Annotated in this window: 16 protein-coding genes; 11 read left to right on the forward strand and 5 right to left on the reverse strand. The window is 72.0% G+C overall.

Going from position 1 to position 18,518, the window contains the following annotated elements; all coding sequences use genetic code 11:
- Positions 1-12: 12 nt before the first annotated feature.
- The 4 genes from Cba03nite_RS11550 to Cba03nite_RS11565 all read right to left on the reverse strand — a co-directional run bounded on the left by Cba03nite_RS11550 (position 13) and on the right by Cba03nite_RS11565 (position 4,596).
- Positions 13-630, reverse strand: coding sequence for a GOLPH3/VPS74 family protein (locus Cba03nite_RS11550; protein WP_203745076.1), 618 nt, complete (start codon positions 628-630; stop codon positions 13-15).
- 121 nt (positions 631-751) lie between these two features.
- On the reverse strand, positions 752-2,596 hold the full coding sequence (locus Cba03nite_RS11555; RefSeq protein WP_203745078.1) for a M14 family metallopeptidase: 1,845 nt from the start codon (positions 2,594-2,596) through the stop codon (positions 752-754).
- Between the two features lie 193 nt (positions 2,597-2,789).
- A complete protein-coding gene (locus Cba03nite_RS11560) occupies positions 2,790-3,353 on the reverse strand; it encodes a hypothetical protein (protein ID WP_203745080.1) in 564 nt (187 codons plus the stop codon).
- A gap of 145 nt (positions 3,354-3,498) precedes the next feature.
- Positions 3,499-4,596, reverse strand: coding sequence for a helix-turn-helix domain-containing protein (locus Cba03nite_RS11565; RefSeq protein ID WP_203745082.1), 1,098 nt, complete (start codon positions 4,594-4,596; stop codon positions 3,499-3,501).
- 104 nt (positions 4,597-4,700) lie between these two features.
- Here Cba03nite_RS11565 and Cba03nite_RS11570 point away from each other — a divergent pair, with 104 nt between their 5' ends.
- The 9 genes from Cba03nite_RS11570 to Cba03nite_RS11610 all read left to right on the forward strand — a co-directional run bounded on the left by Cba03nite_RS11570 (position 4,701) and on the right by Cba03nite_RS11610 (position 16,778).
- Entirely contained in the window at positions 4,701-4,970 is a 270-nt protein-coding gene (locus Cba03nite_RS11570; RefSeq protein ID WP_203745084.1) for a Smr/MutS family protein, read from the forward strand.
- Between the two features lie 131 nt (positions 4,971-5,101).
- A complete protein-coding gene (locus Cba03nite_RS11575; protein ID WP_203745086.1) occupies positions 5,102-6,664 on the forward strand; it encodes a tetratricopeptide repeat protein in 1,563 nt (520 codons plus the stop codon).
- A gap of 122 nt (positions 6,665-6,786) precedes the next feature.
- The gene (locus Cba03nite_RS11580) at positions 6,787-9,408 is read left to right on the forward strand and encodes a fibronectin type III domain-containing protein (protein WP_203745088.1); all 2,622 of its coding nucleotides are present in this window, start codon (positions 6,787-6,789) and stop codon (positions 9,406-9,408) included.
- 92 nt (positions 9,409-9,500) lie between these two features.
- On the forward strand, positions 9,501-10,511 hold the full coding sequence (locus tag Cba03nite_RS11585) for an AAA family ATPase (protein ID WP_203745090.1): 1,011 nt from the start codon (positions 9,501-9,503) through the stop codon (positions 10,509-10,511).
- Between the two features lies 1 nt (position 10,512).
- Entirely contained in the window at positions 10,513-11,724 is a 1,212-nt protein-coding gene (locus Cba03nite_RS11590; protein WP_203745092.1) for a DUF58 domain-containing protein, read from the forward strand.
- A 49-nt stretch (positions 11,725-11,773) separates the two neighbouring features.
- Positions 11,774-13,993 carry a transglutaminase TgpA family protein gene (locus Cba03nite_RS11595; protein WP_239125651.1) on the forward strand — a complete coding sequence of 740 codons (2,220 nt, stop codon included), beginning with the start codon at positions 11,774-11,776 and terminating at the stop codon, positions 13,991-13,993.
- Positions 13,994-14,272: 279 nt separating this feature from the next.
- A complete protein-coding gene (locus Cba03nite_RS11600; protein ID WP_203745416.1) occupies positions 14,273-15,169 on the forward strand; it encodes an aminoglycoside phosphotransferase family protein in 897 nt (298 codons plus the stop codon).
- A 75-nt stretch (positions 15,170-15,244) separates the two neighbouring features.
- Positions 15,245-16,051 carry a hypothetical protein gene (locus tag Cba03nite_RS11605; protein ID WP_203745094.1) on the forward strand — a complete coding sequence of 269 codons (807 nt, stop codon included), beginning with the start codon at positions 15,245-15,247 and terminating at the stop codon, positions 16,049-16,051.
- Positions 16,052-16,082: 31 nt separating this feature from the next.
- Positions 16,083-16,778, forward strand: a complete 696-nt coding sequence (locus Cba03nite_RS11610) for a Clp protease N-terminal domain-containing protein (protein ID WP_203745096.1) — start codon at positions 16,083-16,085, stop codon at positions 16,776-16,778.
- 147 nt (positions 16,779-16,925) lie between these two features.
- Here Cba03nite_RS11610 and Cba03nite_RS11615 read toward each other — a convergent pair whose 3' ends face one another.
- A complete protein-coding gene (locus Cba03nite_RS11615; RefSeq protein WP_203745098.1) occupies positions 16,926-17,165 on the reverse strand; it encodes a hypothetical protein in 240 nt (79 codons plus the stop codon).
- On the opposite strand from Cba03nite_RS11615, the gene Cba03nite_RS11620 reads away from it, so the two are divergent.
- Complete coding sequence (locus tag Cba03nite_RS11620) at positions 17,158-17,535, forward strand: hypothetical protein (RefSeq protein ID WP_203745100.1); 378 nt, start codon at positions 17,158-17,160, stop codon at positions 17,533-17,535. The two genes, Cba03nite_RS11615 and Cba03nite_RS11620, sit on opposite strands and share 8 nt — an antisense overlap.
- A gap of 254 nt (positions 17,536-17,789) precedes the next feature.
- The gene (locus Cba03nite_RS11625) at positions 17,790-18,488 is read left to right on the forward strand and encodes a GH12 family glycosyl hydrolase domain-containing protein (RefSeq protein ID WP_203745102.1); all 699 of its coding nucleotides are present in this window, start codon (positions 17,790-17,792) and stop codon (positions 18,486-18,488) included.
- Positions 18,489-18,518: the final 30 nt, after the last annotated feature.

Here is an 18,518-nt window from a genome sequence, read left to right on the forward strand (position 1 = left end):
AGGGGGTGTGGTTCAGGTGAGGGTCGCCACGGCCTTGCTGACGGCCAGCTCGGTCTCGGCGATGAGCAGCCGGAGCGGTTCGTCGAGTACGGCGATGATGTGGGAGAGCTGACGCCCCCGGACGTCGTCCCACATGAAGGTGTTGCTGAGACCGGTCGCGAAGACCAGCCCGGCGAGGATCCGGTCCTCCAGGACCAGGTCCTCCTGGCGGCGCAGGCGCCCGATGATCCGCGCCGCCGGCCAGGCGGCGTCGTTGACGGATACCGGCATGAATCTTCGCTGCACGCCCAGCAGTCGGCGCGTCTCGACCAGTTGGAGCGCCCCCGTGGCGGTCAATCTGACGGCGATGTCGGCCTCGGCGGAACGCCCGAGGTAGGCCAGCCAGTCCCGGACCGGGTGCAGCTGCGGCTCGGCCAGCAGCTGGCCGTGGACCCGGGCGATCAGCGCGTCGGGCGGCGGCGGCGCCTGACGCACCGCCACCCCCTCCGGCAGTGGGCGCACCAGGTCCAGCAGGCACAGCTCGGCCAGCAGCGCGGCTGCGAGCCCGAATCCGACGGCTTTGGCGTGCAGCCGGGAGTCTCCGCTGACATCGTCATGCGTCATGAAGTAGAACTCGTCGGCAATCGGCACGGAGGCACCCTACAGAATGGATCTACGCCCTGTCACCGTCGGCCACGAGCTGTTAACGCTTCCATGTCAATAAGGAGGGCGTCCGATGCGGACATCGGACGCCCCGCTGATGGAAATGCCGTTACGACTGAGTGACCGCGATGTTGTCGAACCCGGCCTCGACCAGGCTCGCCGTGCTCGCGTCCGCCGCCTCGATCAGGAATCGCACGCTCTGGCCCGCGTACGCGGTCAGGTTCGCCGATCCCCCGCCCCAGGCGCCGTTGCGGTTGGCCGCCGCACCGGTGATCGTCGACAGCACCGTCGTGCCGCCGCTGTGCACGATCGAGATCCGGAGGTAGTCGGCGCTGGACGAGTTCGACCCGTGCGCCAGGTACCACTGCCAGGTCGCGTTCAGCGTGCCGGTGGCCGGCAGGGTGACCGCGGGCGAGCGGATCGAGCTGACGCCGCCGTCGAGGTCGAAGTCACCCGCCGCCGTGCCCGCCGACAGCCCCGTCGCCAGGTCGTTGCTGCCCGCGAACGGGGTCAGCTGCTTGGCGCCGCTGGAGTTGGTCGCCTGCGCCGCGCCGCGCGCCCACTGGCCCAGCGTCGCGGTGTCGGTGCCGCTCGGGTTGGCCGTCCAGCCGAGGTTCGTCTCGAACGTGTCGGACCAGACCGTGGTGCCGCCGCCACCGGTGCCGCAGTAGGTCGACTCCTTGCCGATCACCCGGTACGGGCAGTCGGCGGTCTCGGCGAACATCAGCACCGCCTCGCGGTTGCGCGAGGTCTGCGCCGGGATCACCTCGTCGGGCGGGTAGAAGCCGCCGCCGCTGCCGGAGCTGCCCGGGTACATCTCGAAGGTGTACGCCCAGATCCGGTGCGTGCCCCACATCCAGTCGATCGACGTGCCGTCGGCGATGTAGAGGTCGCTGGACTGCTCCGGGGTGTACTGGTTCGTCGCGGCCATGTTCTGGCCCAGCGTGGCGAACGTGTTGTACTCGTCGGCGCTCATGCCCGAGGGGTTGTTGGCCGTCGTGTAGCCGAACGGCCACAGGATGAGCTGCGAGTACGTGTGGAAGTCGATGTTGGCCTTGATCTGCTGGACGCCGCCGATCACCCGGCTGTTGACGAAGTTGCGCAGGTTCACCGTCTCCGGCGCGGAGAACGCCGACGGCCCGCGGTACGTCTCGCTGCTGGTGGTGCCGCTGGAGCCGCCGCAGCAGCCCCACTGGTAGGACCAGTTGCGGTTCAGGTCCGTGCCGACGTTGCTCGAACCGCTGTTGGGCTGGCGGTTCTTGCGCCACGAGCGGTAGCTGCCGGTGGCGATGTCGTACTCGCCGCCGTCGGGGTTCATGTCCGGCACGATCCAGATCTCGCGGCTGTTCACGATGTTCGTGACCCGGCTGTCGCTGCCGTACCCGCTGGTGAACATGTTCATCAGGTAGATGGCCATCTCCACCGTGAGGTGCTCACGGGCGTGCTGGTGGTGGTTGAACAGGATCTCGACCTCGTTCTCGTCGGTGGCGACGTTGTCCGAGATCTTGATCAGGGGCATGTTGCGCCCCTCGTACGAGTTGCCGATGGTCGTCACACGGAAGATCGAAGGATAGGACGACGCCAGTGAGTTGATCACCGCCATCATCTCGTTGTAGTCGTGGTAGTTCGAGTCGGCCGGCGGGAACGCCAGCTCCGGCCCCGCGACCTTGCTCGGCGCCAGGTGCTGCTCGATGGTGAACCCGAGCGCCTGGATCGCCTTGATCTCGGCCTTGGTCGCGGTGATGTCGAGCACGCCGTGGTCGAAGCCGTCGATCGCGGCACCGGTCTTCGCGATCGCGTTGCGCTGGTCGAGCGTCTTGACGTTGAGCACCGAGTACTGGCCGGACGAGCTGATGATCTCCGGTCCGACCGGCGCGCCGTCGGCCGGCCCGGTCAGGACCATGGCGCCGGCGACCGCCGCTGTCACTACGAGGACGGACAACCGTCTCCGCATCTTTGCCTCCAATTAGGGGTTCGAGGAGGCTCACAGCAGACCATCAGATCCATGGTCATTGCAATATATGTCGATCTTTCTAGTTGTACGTGCAAGCAGGTCGCAGGCGTTTCTGCCGCCGCCGCCGTGTGAGCAGCGACGACGGCAGCCATAACGCCGCGTGGGTGGCGACTTGGGATGCCCGGGCCGCGGGTCAGCGGATGGCGGGATCTGCCGCCCGCACCGGGACCCGCCCGCCGAGCAAGCCCTCCAGGAACGGGCGCAGCAGCGCGAGCAGCCCGCCACCGAGCACCGCGAGCCCCGCACCCGTTCCCACGATCAGGCCCGGCCCGGGCGACACGCTGCCCAGCAGCGCCTCGCTGTCGGCGGACAGCACGAGCAGGCCTATCCGGCCGCACACCAGCAGCAGCACCGCCCCGGCGACGACAGCCAGGCCCGGCGCCACCGGCCGCGGGGGCCGGGACTCGACCGCCATGACCGTCCCGCACGTCACCCCCACCGCCACGCAGAGCGCCACGGCCAGCAGGATCGCGAGCCCGTGCCCGGCCGCCTGGCCCCGCGGCACGCCGAACCGCTCCTCCAGGTTCCACAGGTCGAAGGGCGACATGGCCATCCGCACGATGTACGCGTCGAAGCTGAGCCAGGGCAGCGGCAGCGAGCACAGCGCCAGTAGCCCGCCGGTGATCGCGGTGCCCCCGGGCACCAGTCGCCAGACCGCGGCGGCGGTGGTCGTCGGATCCGTGGATGAGGTGTTCACAACGCTCCTCGGGAGTATGAGAGTGCCGGGCCCGGATACGGCCCGGCGGCATGTCCGCTCTCACAATTCCCAGGTCACAAGCTGTCGGACAGGGCAACCGGACGCCGGACAGTCCGGCCGGACACTTTCCCGGCCCGCCGCCCGGTCAGCTGCCGACCCGTCCCCACACCGTCACCATGAACTTCACGCCGACGATCTGCCGGCCGTCCGTCAGCACCTCCATCACCTGGAGCCCGGTGGGCCGGTCGTCGTTGCTGAAGGCGCACCACTGGCTGCCCGGCCGCAGCCGTGCCAGCTCGATCACCTCATTGCCGACGCTGGTCCGGCAGATCTCGTAGTTCAGCTCCCCGACCGCGACGATCGAGGCGTCCGTGCCCGGCTGCGTGAGCAGCTGGATCGAGCTGAGCCGCAGATCCCAGGGATCGCCCAGCTCGGCGCTGGTCAGGTTCCACGCCGGCTCCATGCCGTCCAGGTCGACCGCATACCCGAAGCCCAGCGACAGGGTGCACTTGCGCAGGATCTCGCCCGCGTTCGCCATCGGGTCGACCGTGCACGGCCCCTCCTGCGCGGGCGGCCGCGGCGCGGCAGCGCCACCGGTCGCGACGGCCGTGGGCCGCGCCGAGGCGGCGGGCGTCCGCCCGCCCGAGCGGGACGCTGCGACCGTGGCGCCCGGACCGGGGGTGCCACTCACCGAGACGCCGGGGGTGGGGCTGCCCGACACCATCCCGGCCGCGGCACCGGGCACGGTCGCGAACCCCCCGTCGGGCCGGGCACCGGCACCGGGATCCTGCCCGCCCCCACCGACCACCAGGTAGGTGACGGCCGCACCGGCGAGCGCGGCGACCAGGAGAGCGGCCGCCGGCCGCACCCACGCCGGCCTGCGCCCCCGAGCCCCGCGCACGCCGCCCTGAGGATAGGCCTGCCCTGCTCCCGGTGCCGGGGCCGCGGCCATCGGCGGACCGGCCGCATCGGGGCCCGCCCCCGCGACCCTGGACACTTCGGCCGCCGCCTCCCGCCAGAGCGCCCACAGGCGCTGGCCGTCATGGCCGCCGACCGCGGCGCAGAACGCCTGGAACGCCTCCTTCTTGGGCAGCGCACCGCTGTTCTCCCAGTCCGACAGCGTGGAGCGGGGGACGCCGTAGGCATTCGTCAGCTGGCCCAGACTGCGCCGGCCACGGAACTGCCTGATCTCCTGCTTGAGCCGCGCCAGCGCCGACACGGTCCCGGAGTCGCCGTGAGTCACCCCGCGTGTCTACCGAATCCGCTCCACATTGGCCAACCGCCACCGCGCCCGACGCCCCCGCCACCTCGCCCGCCCGCGCCGACCAGCGGGTATGCTCGGAACCGATGAAACTGGTGCTGGACCTCCACGAGATCTTCAACAAGGGCCGCGACATCGAGCGGGCTCTCAACGACATCATGGCCGAAGCCGTCGCCAAGAAGGCCCCCATGATCGAGATCATCCCCGGCAAGGGCTCGGGCGCCCTGAAGAAGACCGTGCTCCGCTTCCTCGAGCGCAAGGACATCAAGGAGATGTACCACCGCGTCGAGAAGGACTCGAAGAACTTCGGCCGCCTCTTCGTCCACTTCCGCCACACCAAACCCGGCCGCAAGTAGGCGCTGATCTTGCGCGGGGTGTGGGTACGACACACTCCTTTCGGGCAAATGGGCAACAGTTCGCGCAAGATCGTCTGGATCATGGGACCCGCGGTGGCGGGAACGGGTGCAGAAAAGGCAGCATGTAGCGCGTGCCGCAACCGACCTCGCTGTCCGACATCCGCGCCGAAGCCCTCGCCCGCCGCGAGCGCGGCGACCTCCACAGTGCCCGTACGCTGCTGGAACAGTCGCTCGAAGCGGCGACCATGGCAGCCGGTGAGGATCACCCCGAGGTCCTGACCACCGGGCACCTGCTCGCCACCCTGCACCGGCAGGCCGGTGACTTCTCCCAGGCGCGCCGGGTGCTGGAGAACGCCCTCTACGCCGGCGGCCACCGCTTCGGCGACGAAGACCCCCTGATGCTGTCGATGTCGTTCGACCTCGCCGAGATCGCCGACGAGCTCGGCAACCGGCACGAGGCCCGGCGGCAGTACACGAAGGTCGCCAAGTACGGCCCGCAGGTGCCGGGGTTCGACCCGCAGCAGATCGCGGCCGCGCGCGCCTGGCTCGGCCCCGACGCCCCACCGCTGCCGCAGACTGCGCCCGTCGCGCCGGTGGAGCCGCCCACGCAGGTGATGTACCCGCAGCCGGTCGCCCAGCCGGAGCCGCCGACCCAGGCCCTGTATCCCCAGCAGCCGCCCGCACCGCGCCCCGCCGACCCGGAGCCGCCGACCCAGGCGCTGTACCCGCAGCAGGCACCCGCGCCGCGCCCGGCCGACCCGGAGCCGCCCACCCAGCCGATCCAGCGGCAGACGCCCCCGCCGCCGCAGACGCCGCCCGCCAAGCCCGACAAGGCGGCGACGCAGGTCCTGCCGGTGATCCGGGTGGACCGGCCCACCGTCGGCGTCGGCCCGCAGACGCCCCCGGCCCCGCCCGCCGACCCGGCCCCGGCACCTCAGCCGACCACGCCCCACCTGCCGCCGCAGGCGCACACCGCGCCGCCGGTGTCCCCGGGTCCGCACACCTACTCCGCGCCGCCGGTGTCGCCCGCGCCGCACGCGCACACGGCACCCCCGGTCACGTCCGTGCCGCCGGTGTCGCCCGCGCCGTACACCCACACCCCGCCGCAGGCGCACCCGAGGCCGCAGCAGCAGACGGGGCCCGCGGTCATCCCCGTGCCCGCGCCGCCGCAGACCGCACCGCGCCACGTGCCCGAGCAGCCGCCGCCGTCGTTCCCGGCGCCGACCGTGTTCACCCAGCCCGCGCCCCCGCCACCACCGGCCCGCCGCGGCCGGGGCGCGGTCGTCGCCGCCACCGCCGCGGCCATCGTCGCCGTGCTCGCCGCCGTGACGACGCTGCTGCTGGTCGTGCTGCCCAAGAACGACCAGGAGCCGCCGACGGTGGCCGACCCGAAACCGGCCAGTGACCTGCAGCTGACCAGCGAACCCAACGGCGACGTGACGATCAGCTGGTACGACCCGTCGGAAGGTATAGCCGCACAGATGGTGGTGGGGGGCCGAACAGGCGAGCAGCTGACGCGGATGGGCAGCCCCGCCAACGGGGAGCGCCAGTTCACGGTGCACGGGCTCAACCGCAACTGGGACTACTGCTTCCAGGTCGTGCTCTTCTACTCGCAGTCGCAGGCGCTGAAGTCGGAGGAGAAGTGCACCGAACGCGGTAGGCAGGGGACCCCCTCGCCGAGCGTCACACGATGAGCGTCCTCACTCGACTTTCACCGCTGACCAGCAGCCCTTAGGATGACGACGGTTTGAGCAAGGACGCCAGTCGACGAGCGGGGTGACCTCACCGCCCCGCCTCATGGGGAGGGACTGGATTCATGGCGGATCTGTCACCCGGTGCCATCACACGCAAAGCAAGGACCAAGGGCGGCGTCGTCACCATCGTCACGGTGCTGGCGATGGTCACAGCCATGGGCCTGACCTGGTTCGGGCTCAGCGCGGGCGACCACGTCTCCGCCGGATACGACAGCAGCTCGTGGCTGTGGAGCCTCACCCGCGGCGAGCTGGCCCGGGTCAACGGCGTGACCGGCAAGGTGGACACCCGCTCGCAGGCCCTCGCGGCCTCGCAGGGCCACTACATGCAGGTCAGCCAGTCCGACCGGTTCCTGATCCTGCGGGACCAGAACACCGGCCGCATCAGCGCGCTGGACCCGGCCACGCTGCAGGTCACCGCGGCCCAGGACTCGCAGGCGGGCCTGGGCGTGCAGGTCGCGCTGCACAACGACACCGCGTTCATCGTGGACCCGGTGCAGGGCGTGGTGCGCCAGCTCGACGCGGCGACGCTGCAGCCGATCGGCGAGCCGCTGCGCTACCCGCCGGGCATCACCGGCGGCTACTTCGACGGCACCGGGCGGCTCTGGATCGCCGTGCCCAGCCAGGGCACCGTGTCGGCGATCACGCCGGCCAAGCCCGCGGCGGCGTCGGGCGGCACGGGCGGCGGCAACGGGCCGTCCCTGGTGCGCACCGAGCCGGTGGCCGAGGCGTTCCACGACCTGGCGCTGTCGGCATTGGACGACGGCGTCGCGGTGCTGGACCAGACCAACGGCACGCTCACCACGCTGCGCGGCAAGGAGCTGAAGAAGGTCGACGTGACCCAGGCCGCGGGCGGCGAGCTGCCGACCCGGTCCAGCGGCGCGGAGATCCCGATCACGGTGACCGAGGGCCGGCACGTGTACGTCATCGACGGCGAGAAGGTCGGCGAGTTCACCGTGCCCGGCAGCGGTTCGCGGCTGCGCCCGGCGGTGGCCTGGGCGGGCCGGTTCTACATCGCCGACGACGACAGCGGCAAGGTGTACGCGCTGGACCGTGAGGGCGCGCTGGTCGACACGATCGAGTTCCGGAGCCCGGGTGGGGCGCTGGAGCTGGAGGTGCGGGAGAACCACCTGTTCATCAACGCGCCGGGCTCGGCGACCGCGCGGGTGGTCGACGACAAGCACCGGGTCAAGGTGGTGGACAAGTTCGCCAAGGACGTGACGGGCAGCGAGCCGCCGCCGGAGCTGCCGCCGCCGCCCCCGCCCGCGCCGACGATCGGCAAGCCGGGCGCCCCGCGCAACGTGACCGCCGCCTCGGGTGACACGCAGGTGCGGCTGAGCTGGGGCAAGGCGCCGGAGAACGGTTCGAAGATCACCAAGTACGTGGTGGAGGGCGACGGCCGCACCTGGACGGTCGGTGCGCGCCAGCGTTCGCTGGTCATCGACAAGCTGGTCAACGGCAAGACGTACACGTTCGAGGTGCACGCGGTCAACGGCAAGGGCGCGGGCCCGAGCCGCAAGAGCAACCCGGTGATGCCGACCGGCGAGGTGCCCGACGCCCCGACCGGGGTGAAGGCCGTCGAGAAGCCGGACGGCACGGTCGAGGTCAGCTGGACCGCCGCCAACGGCCAGGGCCGCAAGATCAGCCGGTACGAGGTGACCGCGGTCAACGCGGGCAGCGGCGCGCTCGCGGGCACCACGGCGACCACGAAGCTGGTCATCAAGGCAGGCGACCTGGAGTACGGCACCCAGTACGCGTTCACGGTGGTCGCGGTCAACGACAAGGGCGCAGGCTCGGAGGTGTCGCAGCCGTCGGGCACGGTGGTGCCGTTCACGAAGCCGGCGCAGGTGCGCAGCCTGTCGGCGAGCACCGTCGCCGGCGCCAAGGGCAGCATCAAGGTCGACTGGGCCGCCCCGGCCGACAACGGCCGCCCGATCACCGGGTACGAGGTGACCGCCAAGGGCAAGACGCAGACGGTCAACGGCACCGGGGCCACCCTCGACGGCTTCGGCGACGGCGAGATCGTGTCGGTGGACGTGGCCGCGGTGAACGAGGCCGGGGCCGGGCCGAAGGACACCACCAGCGCCAAGACCATCGCCGACGCGAAGGTCTCCGGCGTCACCGGCAGCGCCGTGGGCTACAAGAACTTCACCGTGAAGTTCGCCTACGACGACGGCGGCGGCACGGCCACCTGCACGCTGACCATCAACGGCGCGGCCCGCAACATCGGCTGCAACACCGGCGCGGGCGGCTACGTCGTCAACGAGGTGGCCACCGACACCCGCTACCAGTTCACGGTGACGGTGACCAACGCGACCGGCGCGGCGGCGGTGTCGCCCGCGGTGGCGGTGACGACCAGGCAGCTCAACGGCACGGTGCGCTGCGTCAACGGCGACTCGTACATCGACTGCTCCAGCGGCGTCGGCGTGTACTCCAACTCGCGCCAGCAGTCCAGCGAGGCGGTCGGCGACGCGTACAACGGCACCACGTACAAGGCGTTCTGCTGGAAGCAGGGCACCAAGGGCAACCAGCAGGGCAGCGCCGAGCTGTACGCGGCCCAGTACAACAACAACAAGCGCAGCGACAAGTGGGTGCAGATCACCTTCCGGGGCAACCAGCGCTACATCCCGTTCATCTGGTTCAACCTCGATGACGGCGACAGCCTGGGTAACCTGCCCGAATGCTGAACCACCCGCTTCCCCGGCGTGCCCGTCCCAGGGCGGCGCGCCGGGGAAGCACCGTCTCCACCCACCTTTCGAGCTAAAAGGACACACCCGTCATGAGCCAGCCCCTGCCACCACTTTCCGCCGGCCAGGTCCGCGCGTTCGCCGACCTGACCGAGAAGCTCGCCGGCGCGATCTCCACCGTCGTGCTCGGCAAGCCGGAGGTGGTCCGGCTCGGGCTGGTCGCCATGTTCGCGCAGGGCCACATCCTGCTGGAGGACGTGCCGGGCACCGGCAAGACCACGCTGGCGCGCGCCATCGCCGCATCGGTGCAGGGCGCCTGGCGCCGCATCCAGTTCACGCCGGACCTGCTGCCCTCCGACGTGTCCGGCGTGACCATCTTCAACCAGGCCAGCAGGGGCTTCGAGTTCCACCCCGGCCCGATCTTCGCCAACATCGTCATCGCCGACGAGATCAACCGGGCCTCGCCCAAGACCCAGTCGGCGCTGCTGGAGGTCATGGAGGAGCGCTACGTCACCGTCGACGGCGTACGCCACGCGGTGCCGCGCCCGTTCCTCGTCGTCGCGACGCAGAACCCGGTCGAGATGGACGGCACCTACCGGCTGCCCGAGGCGCAGCTCGACCGGTTCCTGATGAAGCTGTCCGTCGGCTACCCCGACGAGGCCGTCGAGATCGAGGTGCTGCGCGGCGCGACGCTGCGCTCCCCCGACGCGATCACCCCCGTCACCGACACCAAGACCATCGGCGAGGCCGTCGCGCTGGCCCACCGCGTGCACATCGCCGACCCGCTGTACGCCTACGCCGTGCGGCTGGCCGCCGCCACCCGCGAGCACAAGCACGTGCGCGTCGGCGTCAGCCCGCGTGGCGTCATCGCGCTCACCCGCGCCGCCAGCGCGTACGCCCTCACCGAGGGCCGCGGCTACGTGCTGCCCGAGGACCTCAAGGCGCTGCTGGAGCCGGTGTTCGCGCACCGGGTGCTGCTCACCCCCGACGCGCAGCTGCGCGGCGTCACCGCCATCGAGGTGCTGCGCGAGGCCGTCGAAGCCGTGCCGGTGCCGCTGCCCGGCCAGCACCACGAGCCCGCGCCCACCGGCCGGCACGCCTGACATGATCGTCACGCTGCGGGGGGTGGGCCTGACCACCGGCGGGGTCGCGCTGCTGGCCACCGGCTTCACCTTCGGCTACCCCGAACTCGCGATCCTGGGCGCCACCGCCGTGCTCGCCCAGCTGCACGCGCTCGCGTACGCGGCGCTGCGCCCGCGCCTGTCGGTCACCCGCGCCGTCGACCCGGACCGGGTCGCCCGCGGCGAGGGCAGCACGGTGACGCTGACCGTACGCAACACCGGCCGCTTCGGCGCCGCCACGCTCGTCGCCCACGACCGCTGCGGGCCCGCCCACCGGCCCGCCGCCGTGCCCGTGCCGCTGCTGCGGCTGCGCCCCGGCCGCGACACCGACGTGTCCTACCCCGTGCCCACCGACCGGCGCGGCGTGGTCGAGGTCGGCCCGCTCCAGGTCACCCGCCGCGACCCGCTCGGCCTGGTCTCCGTCTCACGCAGCCACGGCGACACCGCCCGGATCTGGGTGTACCCGCGCAGCCACCTCATGCGGGCCGTGCCCGCCGGCATCTCCCGCAGCCTCGACGGCCGCCTCGACCGCGTCCCGCACGGCGCAATCACCTTCGACACGCTGCGCGAGTACGTCATCGGCGACGAACTGCGCCACGTGCACTGGCGCACCAGCGCCAAGGTCGGCGAGCTGATGGTGCGCGAACACCTCGACACCAGCCTGCCGCGGCTGGTGGTGCTGCTCGACGACCGCGCCGCGTCCTGGGCCGACCGCGGCCCGGACGGGTCGGCCGCGTTCGAGAGCGCCTGCGAGGCCGCCGCCTCCATCGTCTCCGCCGCCACCCGCGAGGACCTGCCCATCACCCTGCACCTGGTCAGCGGCCCCGCCGCCGGGGGCAGCCGCATCCGCGGCGCCTCCCGCGACCTGCTGGACCTGCTCGCCGAAGCCGAGCTGCGCGACGCCCCCGCGAGCACCACCGACGCCGACGGCCGCACCCCGGACGAGCCGCTGGTCACCGCCACCAACCGGCTGCGCCAGCACCGCCCCGGCGACACCCTCATCTACCTCACCGGCACCGCCGGGCTCGGCGACCTCGCCCTCGTCAGCGGCCTCAAGGGCTCGTTCCCGTCGGTCGCGCTCGGCGTGCTCGGCCCCCGCACCGCCGACGAACCGCAACCCGCCGGGGTCCTGCTGCTGCGCGCCGAGGACGGCGCCGACTTCGCCGCCGTCTGGGACGGAGTCGCCCGATGGTGACCCATGCCCTGCACCGTGACGGCACCGCCACCCGACGTGGAGCCGCCCGATGGTGACCCGCCTGTTCCGTGCGCTGGTCTCCCCGGTGCTGATCACGGCGATGCTGGTGCTCAGCGGGCTCGTCGCCGACCGGGTCTACTCCGGGATGCTGCTCGCACAGCTGCTGGCCGGGGCCGCCGCGGGCTCCGTGCTGATCAGCGTGGCCTGCACCCGCCTGCGGGCCTGGGCCGTCGCGCCGCTGTCCGTGCTCGCGCTCGCCGCGTACCTCGCCTTCGCGCTGAACCTGTCCGCGCAGCGCGCCGACGTGCCCGGTGACCTGCTGACCATCGCCGCCGAGTCGCTGCGCGACGGCATCCCCCGGCTGCTGGCCGCGCTCGTGCCCGTCGAACCGCAGCCCGACACCGTCGCCCTGCCGATCGTCCTCACCTGGCTGGCCGGGCTCGCCGCCGTGGAGCTGACCACCCGCACCCGGCGCACCCTGGTCGGGCTCACCCCGCCGGTGGCGCTGTTCGCCGGGGCGCTGTGGCTGGTCGGGCCGTCCGCGCCGCGTACACCCTGGTATGCCCTGGCCTTCGCGGGCCTGGCCATCGCGGCGCTGGCGTTCACCGGGCGGGTCCGCACCCCCGACACCGGCATCGACCCGGTCACCCGCCGGGCGCTGCGTTTCCGCGCCGCGATCGCGGGCGGCACCGGCTTCGCGCTGATCCTGGTGCTGGTCGCCGTCGCCGCCCCGCCCGTCGCGCAGCAGGTCGGCACCGTGCCGCTCGACCCGCGCAGCCTCATCGACCCGCCCGACCTCGACGCCCTCGACGAGAACCCGCTGATCCGGCTGTCCGGCTGGGCCCTGCAGCCGCAGGAGAAGCTGCTCGACGCGGAGCTGGCCGCCGACAGCCGGATCCGGCTCGCCGTGCTGTCCGACTACGACGGCGTCACCTGGAAGGTCGGCGCCACCTACCGCCCCGCCGGGCGCAGCCTGCCCCGGCCGCCGGGCGAAGTCGCCACCGAGACCGTCCAGCAGCGCTTCGTCGTCGCCGGGCTCACCGGCAAGCTGCTGCCCGCCGTATCCACCCCCAGCCGCGTCGACGGCGTACGCGTCGCGTACGACCAGGCCACCGGCACCGTGATCCGGCCCGACGGGCTCACCGAGGGCATGGCCTACACCGTCACCTCGCAGCACGCCGAGCCCGACGTGAACCTGCTGCCCGGCGCCGACGTGCCCGCCGGCAGCGCCATGTCCCGCTACCTCGCGCTCGGCCCGAACGTGCCGGAGAACATCAGCCGGCTCGCGCAGCAGCTCGGCGCCGACAACGGCGCCCCCTACCAGCGGGCGCTGGCGATCGAGCAGTTCCTCGCCGAGCACTACCGGCTCGACCCGCAGGCGCCCAGCGGGCACGCGTACCCCAACCTGAACTTCTTCCTGTTCGGCCCGGCCAACGGCGGCGGGCGCAAGGGCACCTCCGAGCAGTTCTCGGCCTCGTTCGCGGTGCTGGCGCGGCTGCTGAACCTGCCCAGCCGGGTCGTGGTCGGCTTCACAGCCCGCGCGGGCAGCCACCCGGTCACCGCCGGGGACGCGCTCGCCTGGCCGGAGGTGTACTTCACCGACCTGGGCTGGGTGCCGTTCCACCCGCTGCCGCAGCCCAACCAGGAGGCCAAGCCCCTGGAGGACGAGTACAAGCCGGAGCCGGAGAAGTCCGAGCCCCCGGAGTCCGAGGCGCCCATCCCGACGCTGCCGCCGACCGAGGCAAGCGCCGGTCCCGGCGCCGGGGACACCGGCGCGACCGGCGGCGGCGTGAACGTCGCCCTGGTCGCCGGGGCGGGCGGTGGCGGGCTGGCCGTGCTGCTGCTGGCCGCATTCGTCGTGTTCGTGCTGCTGGGGAGGGCCGCGCTGCGGCGCAGGCGGCTGGAGGAGGGCAGCCCCGAGCAGCGCATCGAAGGGGCCTGGCTGGAGGTCGGCGACGCGTTGCGGCTGGCCGGGCGGCCCGCGCCCGAACACCTCAGCGCTGCCGAGGTGGCCGCGCACGCGGCTGACGCGGCCGCGCCGGTGCGCGGAAAGCACGTGGTGCGGCTGAGCGCGCCCGCGCTGGACGAGCTGGCCGAGTCGGTCAACGCGACGGTGTTCGGCGCGGGCACGGCGCGGGAGACCGATGCGGAGGCGGCCCGGTCGCGGGCGGTGGCCTACATCGGCGAGCTGAAGGCCCGCCGCTCCTGGTGGCGCCGCCTCATCTGGACCCTGCACCCCGGCCCGCTGCGCTGGCGCCGCCGCGGCTGACCCGCCCACCGCAGGCCGGTCCCGGCCACCGCAGGCCGGGACCTGCGCCGAGCGCCCAGCGCCGCGCCGTCGCGCCGCACCCTCGCGCCGTCGCGCCGTCGCGCCGTCGCGCCGTCGCGCTGTCCAAGATCGCTGTCTCGTGTCGAAACCTGCGGTAGGAGCGCAGGTTTCGACACGAGACAGCGATCTCCACGGGGTCGAGACCATGCCTTGGGCCAGCTGACCACGGAAAGCGGTTTGCCTCGCCGGTACGCGGTGCGGAATGCTCCCCGGGTGCAGATGCATGCCGACCAGCTAACCGTGACACCGGCGGCGGTCGGTGCCCTGGTCGTGGCGCAGTTCCCGCAGTGGGACGGCCTGACCGTCACCGCGCTGCGCACGCAGGGCACCGTCAACGCGATCTTCCGGATCGGCGAGCGCATCACCGCCCGCTTCCCGCTCCAGCCAGGCGAGGCCGCGGAAGCACGCCGCCACCTGGAGGCCGAAGCCGAAGCGGCCCGCGAGCTGGCCGCCCACACCCGCTACGCCGTGCCCGAACCCGTCGCGATCGGCGAGCCCGGCGCCGGATACCCGATGCCCTGGTCGGTGCAGACCTGGGTGCCCGGTGTCACCGCCACCGACGACGATCCCGCGGACTCGACCGCGTTCGCCCACGACCTGGCCGCGTTCATCACCGAGGTACGCGCCATCGACACCCGTGGCCGCCGCTTCAACGGGCGCGGCCGGGGCGGGGAGCTGCGTACACACGACGGCTGGGTGCAGACCTGCCTCGACCGCAGCGAGCCGCTCTTCGACGTGCCCCGGCTGCGCGAGCTGTGGGCGCGGTGGCGGGAGCTGCCGCGCGGCGACGACCCGGACGTGATGAACCACGGCGACCTCATCCCCGGCAACGTGCTCGTGTCCGGTGGCCGTCTGGCCGGCCTTCTCGACGTGGGCGGCCTCGGCCCGGCCGACCCCGCACTCGACCTGGTCAGCGCCTGGCACCTGCTCGAAGCCGGACCCCGCCAGACGCTGCGCGAAGCGCTCGGCTGCGACGCCGCGACCTGGGAACGCGGCAAAGCATGGGCGTTCCAGCAGGCGATCGGCGCGGCCTGGTACTACGCGGACACCAACCCGGCGATGAGCCTCATGGGCCGCCGCACGATCGCCCGCATCCTGGCCGCCGAACCGTCCTGACCGGCCCGCCGTACACCCGCCCGCCGGGAGACGACGCGGCTACCGGTACCTCAGGGTATTGCTAGCCTCGCGGTCATGGTCCGGGTCAGAAGCAGGCCGCTCGCCGCATGTGGTGGAGCCGCGCTGGTCCTCGTCGACGTCGAACCGGCTGCGGAACGCAGCATCACCGTCGCCGCGGACTTCATCACGGTGCCGCCCGGCCTCACCGCGGACTACGCCGCCGAGCTGGCCGACGATGCGTACGTGGCCGAGCTGACCGAAGCCGCGATCGAAGGTGTGCTGGACGCCCTCATCAAGTACGAATACCGCACCGGCCCGTTGAAGGTCGTGCTGGTGCAGCATCACCTGCACCCGGTGGACACCGGCTACGCCACGGTGCGCGGGGCCGCCGCACGGGCGGTGCGCCAGGCCATCGAGCTGCTTCCCCACCGCATGGTGGCCGAATGGGTCACCTTCACACCCGACGGACCCGTGGTCCGGCTGACCAATCCTGTTCGCGCGCAAGGGCGGTACGGCGGCCGCGACACCCAGGTGACGATCGAAGTGGCGCCCGCGCCGCAGTGCACCGTCGTCATGGGCGCCGGCTTCGCCGCGAGCGCAGCCAACCGCCTGTACCCTGCCGATGTCCTGGCGCGCGCGGAGCAGGTCGCGCTCGCCGCGGCACACCTCGCCGTCGAACGGCACGAGGACCGGGTGGGACCGCTGCACCTGACCCTGCTCGGCCACCGCCCCGGCGACTTCAGCGCAGACTCCGCGGGCGCCGAGTACGAGATCGCCCTCGACGCCGGCGTCCGCATGGCGGTCGAGCAGCTGGAGTTCGCACTCAGTCGGGGAGCGGGACATGAAGACCAGAGTGCCCGAAGTTCGTCAACCCAAGGTTGACGCAAGGTTGTCGTCAACCTAAGGTTGACGCATGACTGGAACGCCTCGACTCGACGACCTCATCGACGTCATCAAGCAGCGCCACCCGGACGGCGACCCGCTGGAGCAGCTCAGCGACGCGGTCACGCTCGGCCAGCACCTCGGCGAGCTCGCCGACCACCTCATCGGCCACTTCGTCGACCGCGCCCGCCACTCCGGCGCCTCCTGGACCGAGATCGGCCAGAGCATGGGCGTCACCAAGCAGGCCGCACAGAAGCGCTTCGTGCCCAAGGACCAGGGCACCCCGTCCGAGGCGGACATGAAGATGTTCGCCCGCTACGACGACGCCGCCCGCAAGACCCTCGTCGGCGCGCAGCAGCTGGCCATGCAGGCGGGGCACGACCACATCGGCCCCGAGCACCTGATCCTCACCATGCTGAGCGACACGAGCAGGGGCTCGGCGGCCCTCACCGCCGTCGCACCCTACGAGGCAGTCGTCGCCGGGCTGACCAAGCGCTTCCCGTCGACCGGCACGCCGTCGGCGGGGCCGGTGCCGTTCTCCGCGCAGGGCAAGAAGGCCCTCGAACTCGCCCACCGCGAGTCGCTGCGCCTCGGCCACGAGCACATCGGCACGGAGCACCTCGTGCTCGGCGTCCTCGAACTCGGCGAGGGCGACGTGGTCGCCCTGCTCACCGAGGCCGGCGCCACGAAGGCCGGCGTGGAAGCCGCCCTGACCGACCCGAGCTGAACCGCGTCCCCTCCCCTTGCCGGATCAAGGCTCCCGCCAGCACGGAAGGCCGGGAGCCCGGCCACCGGCCGGGCCTGGCGCGCTGATCCGGCGCGACGTCCGGCCGGTGCGCTTCCAGCCGCCGCAACGCACCGAGTGGCCTGCTGGTCAGCAGCTCGCCTGGTCGAACGCGGCCGGGTCGCCGCCGGGGTACGGCTGCACGACGAGCGTGACGCCGTGCTCGGCCGACGGGCACAACGTCTTCCGGTCGAAGGTCACGGTGCGGGTGAGCTGCCCGGTGCTGCCGGTCAGGGTGATCGTCTTGCTCATGTCCTTGCCCCCGCCGTAGCTGACGGTGACCCACAGCTTCACGCTGCCGCTGCCGGACACCGTCGCGGTGATGTTCACGATGTACCTGCTGCCGTCCATGGTCGACTGCACGCTGAGCGCACGCAGCTTCAGCTTCGCGGCGGGCGACGGGCTCGGCTTGCGCGTCGGCGCCTTCGTGGGCGACGGCTTCGGTGCGGCGGCGGGACTGGCGCTCGGCGACGGAGCAGCACTCAGCGACGGGGCGGGACTCGGCGACGCGCTCGCCGTGGCCGACGGCGAACTGACGAGCACCGCCGCGGGGGCAGTCTCCGGGCCGCTCCGCCGGGAGAGGGCGTATGCGCCGGCCGCGCCGACGACAGCCAGCGCGACCAGCCCGATCAACGTGTTGCGCAGTGCCGGAGCCATCGGCTGCCGCGGCTGGTCGTCCATCGCCGTCCCCGTTCCGTGATCAGAATCCGGCAGACGGTATCGACCACCCGGCATACCGTCAAGATCAGCCGTTCGGCCAGGTCGATCCCGAGCCGGTTCCTACGCGATGAGCTGCCTCGAAATAGTTTGCCGACCATCGAAATTGGCATTGATTTCGATGGATCTCATGGCTAACGTCGAGGTACCGGACGTTCGGACATGGCCAGAGCACGCGCGAGCTGTCGAAGCGTTTCGACGACTCGTGCATACGACGCGAAAGGCAGTGAATCAACCATGTCTCGAACCGTGCGGCGCGTCCTCACCGCACTGCTGCTCACCGTGGGTATGGCCGTCGCCACGGCCACCCCGGCGCAGGCGGCGGTGTGGTGGTCGTCGGACCGCTGGGGCACCTGGTCCAGCGGCGGGTACACGCTCTACAACAACATCTGGGGCAGCGGCTACGGCCCGCAGACCATCTGGGCCAACTCCGCCACCAACTGGGGCGTCTGGGCCAACCACCCCAACACGGGCGGCATCAAGTCCTACCCGAACCAGACCAGGTGGTCCGGCAAGAAGATCAGCGCCCTGGGCACGCTCAGCAGCACGTTCAACGTCACCGTGCCCACCAGCGGCGTCGCCTTCACCACCGTGTACGACGTGTGGTCCAGCGACAACCAGCACGAGATCATGCTGTGGATGAACAAGTACGGCGCGGTCGGGCCGCTCGGCACGCTGCAGACCAGCGCCTCGGTCGGCGGTCACAGCTGGCAGATCTACCGGGGCCACAACGGCGGCAACCACGTCTACTCGTTCGTGCGCACGTCCAACACCAGCTCCGGCACGGTCGACATCAAGGCGATCGTGAACTGGGTCAAGAACCGCGGCTGGTTCGGCGACGTCACCATCGGCAACGTCCAGCTCGGCTACGAGATCACCTCGTCCTCCGGCGGCAAGGACTTCATCACCAACAGCGCCACGATCACGGCCACCTGACCCGATCGCGTCAAGATCGCCCGACTTGCC

The organism is Catellatospora bangladeshensis (assembly GCF_016862575.1).
GTDB classification, from domain to species: Bacteria; Actinomycetota; Actinomycetes; order Mycobacteriales; family Micromonosporaceae; genus Catellatospora; species Catellatospora bangladeshensis.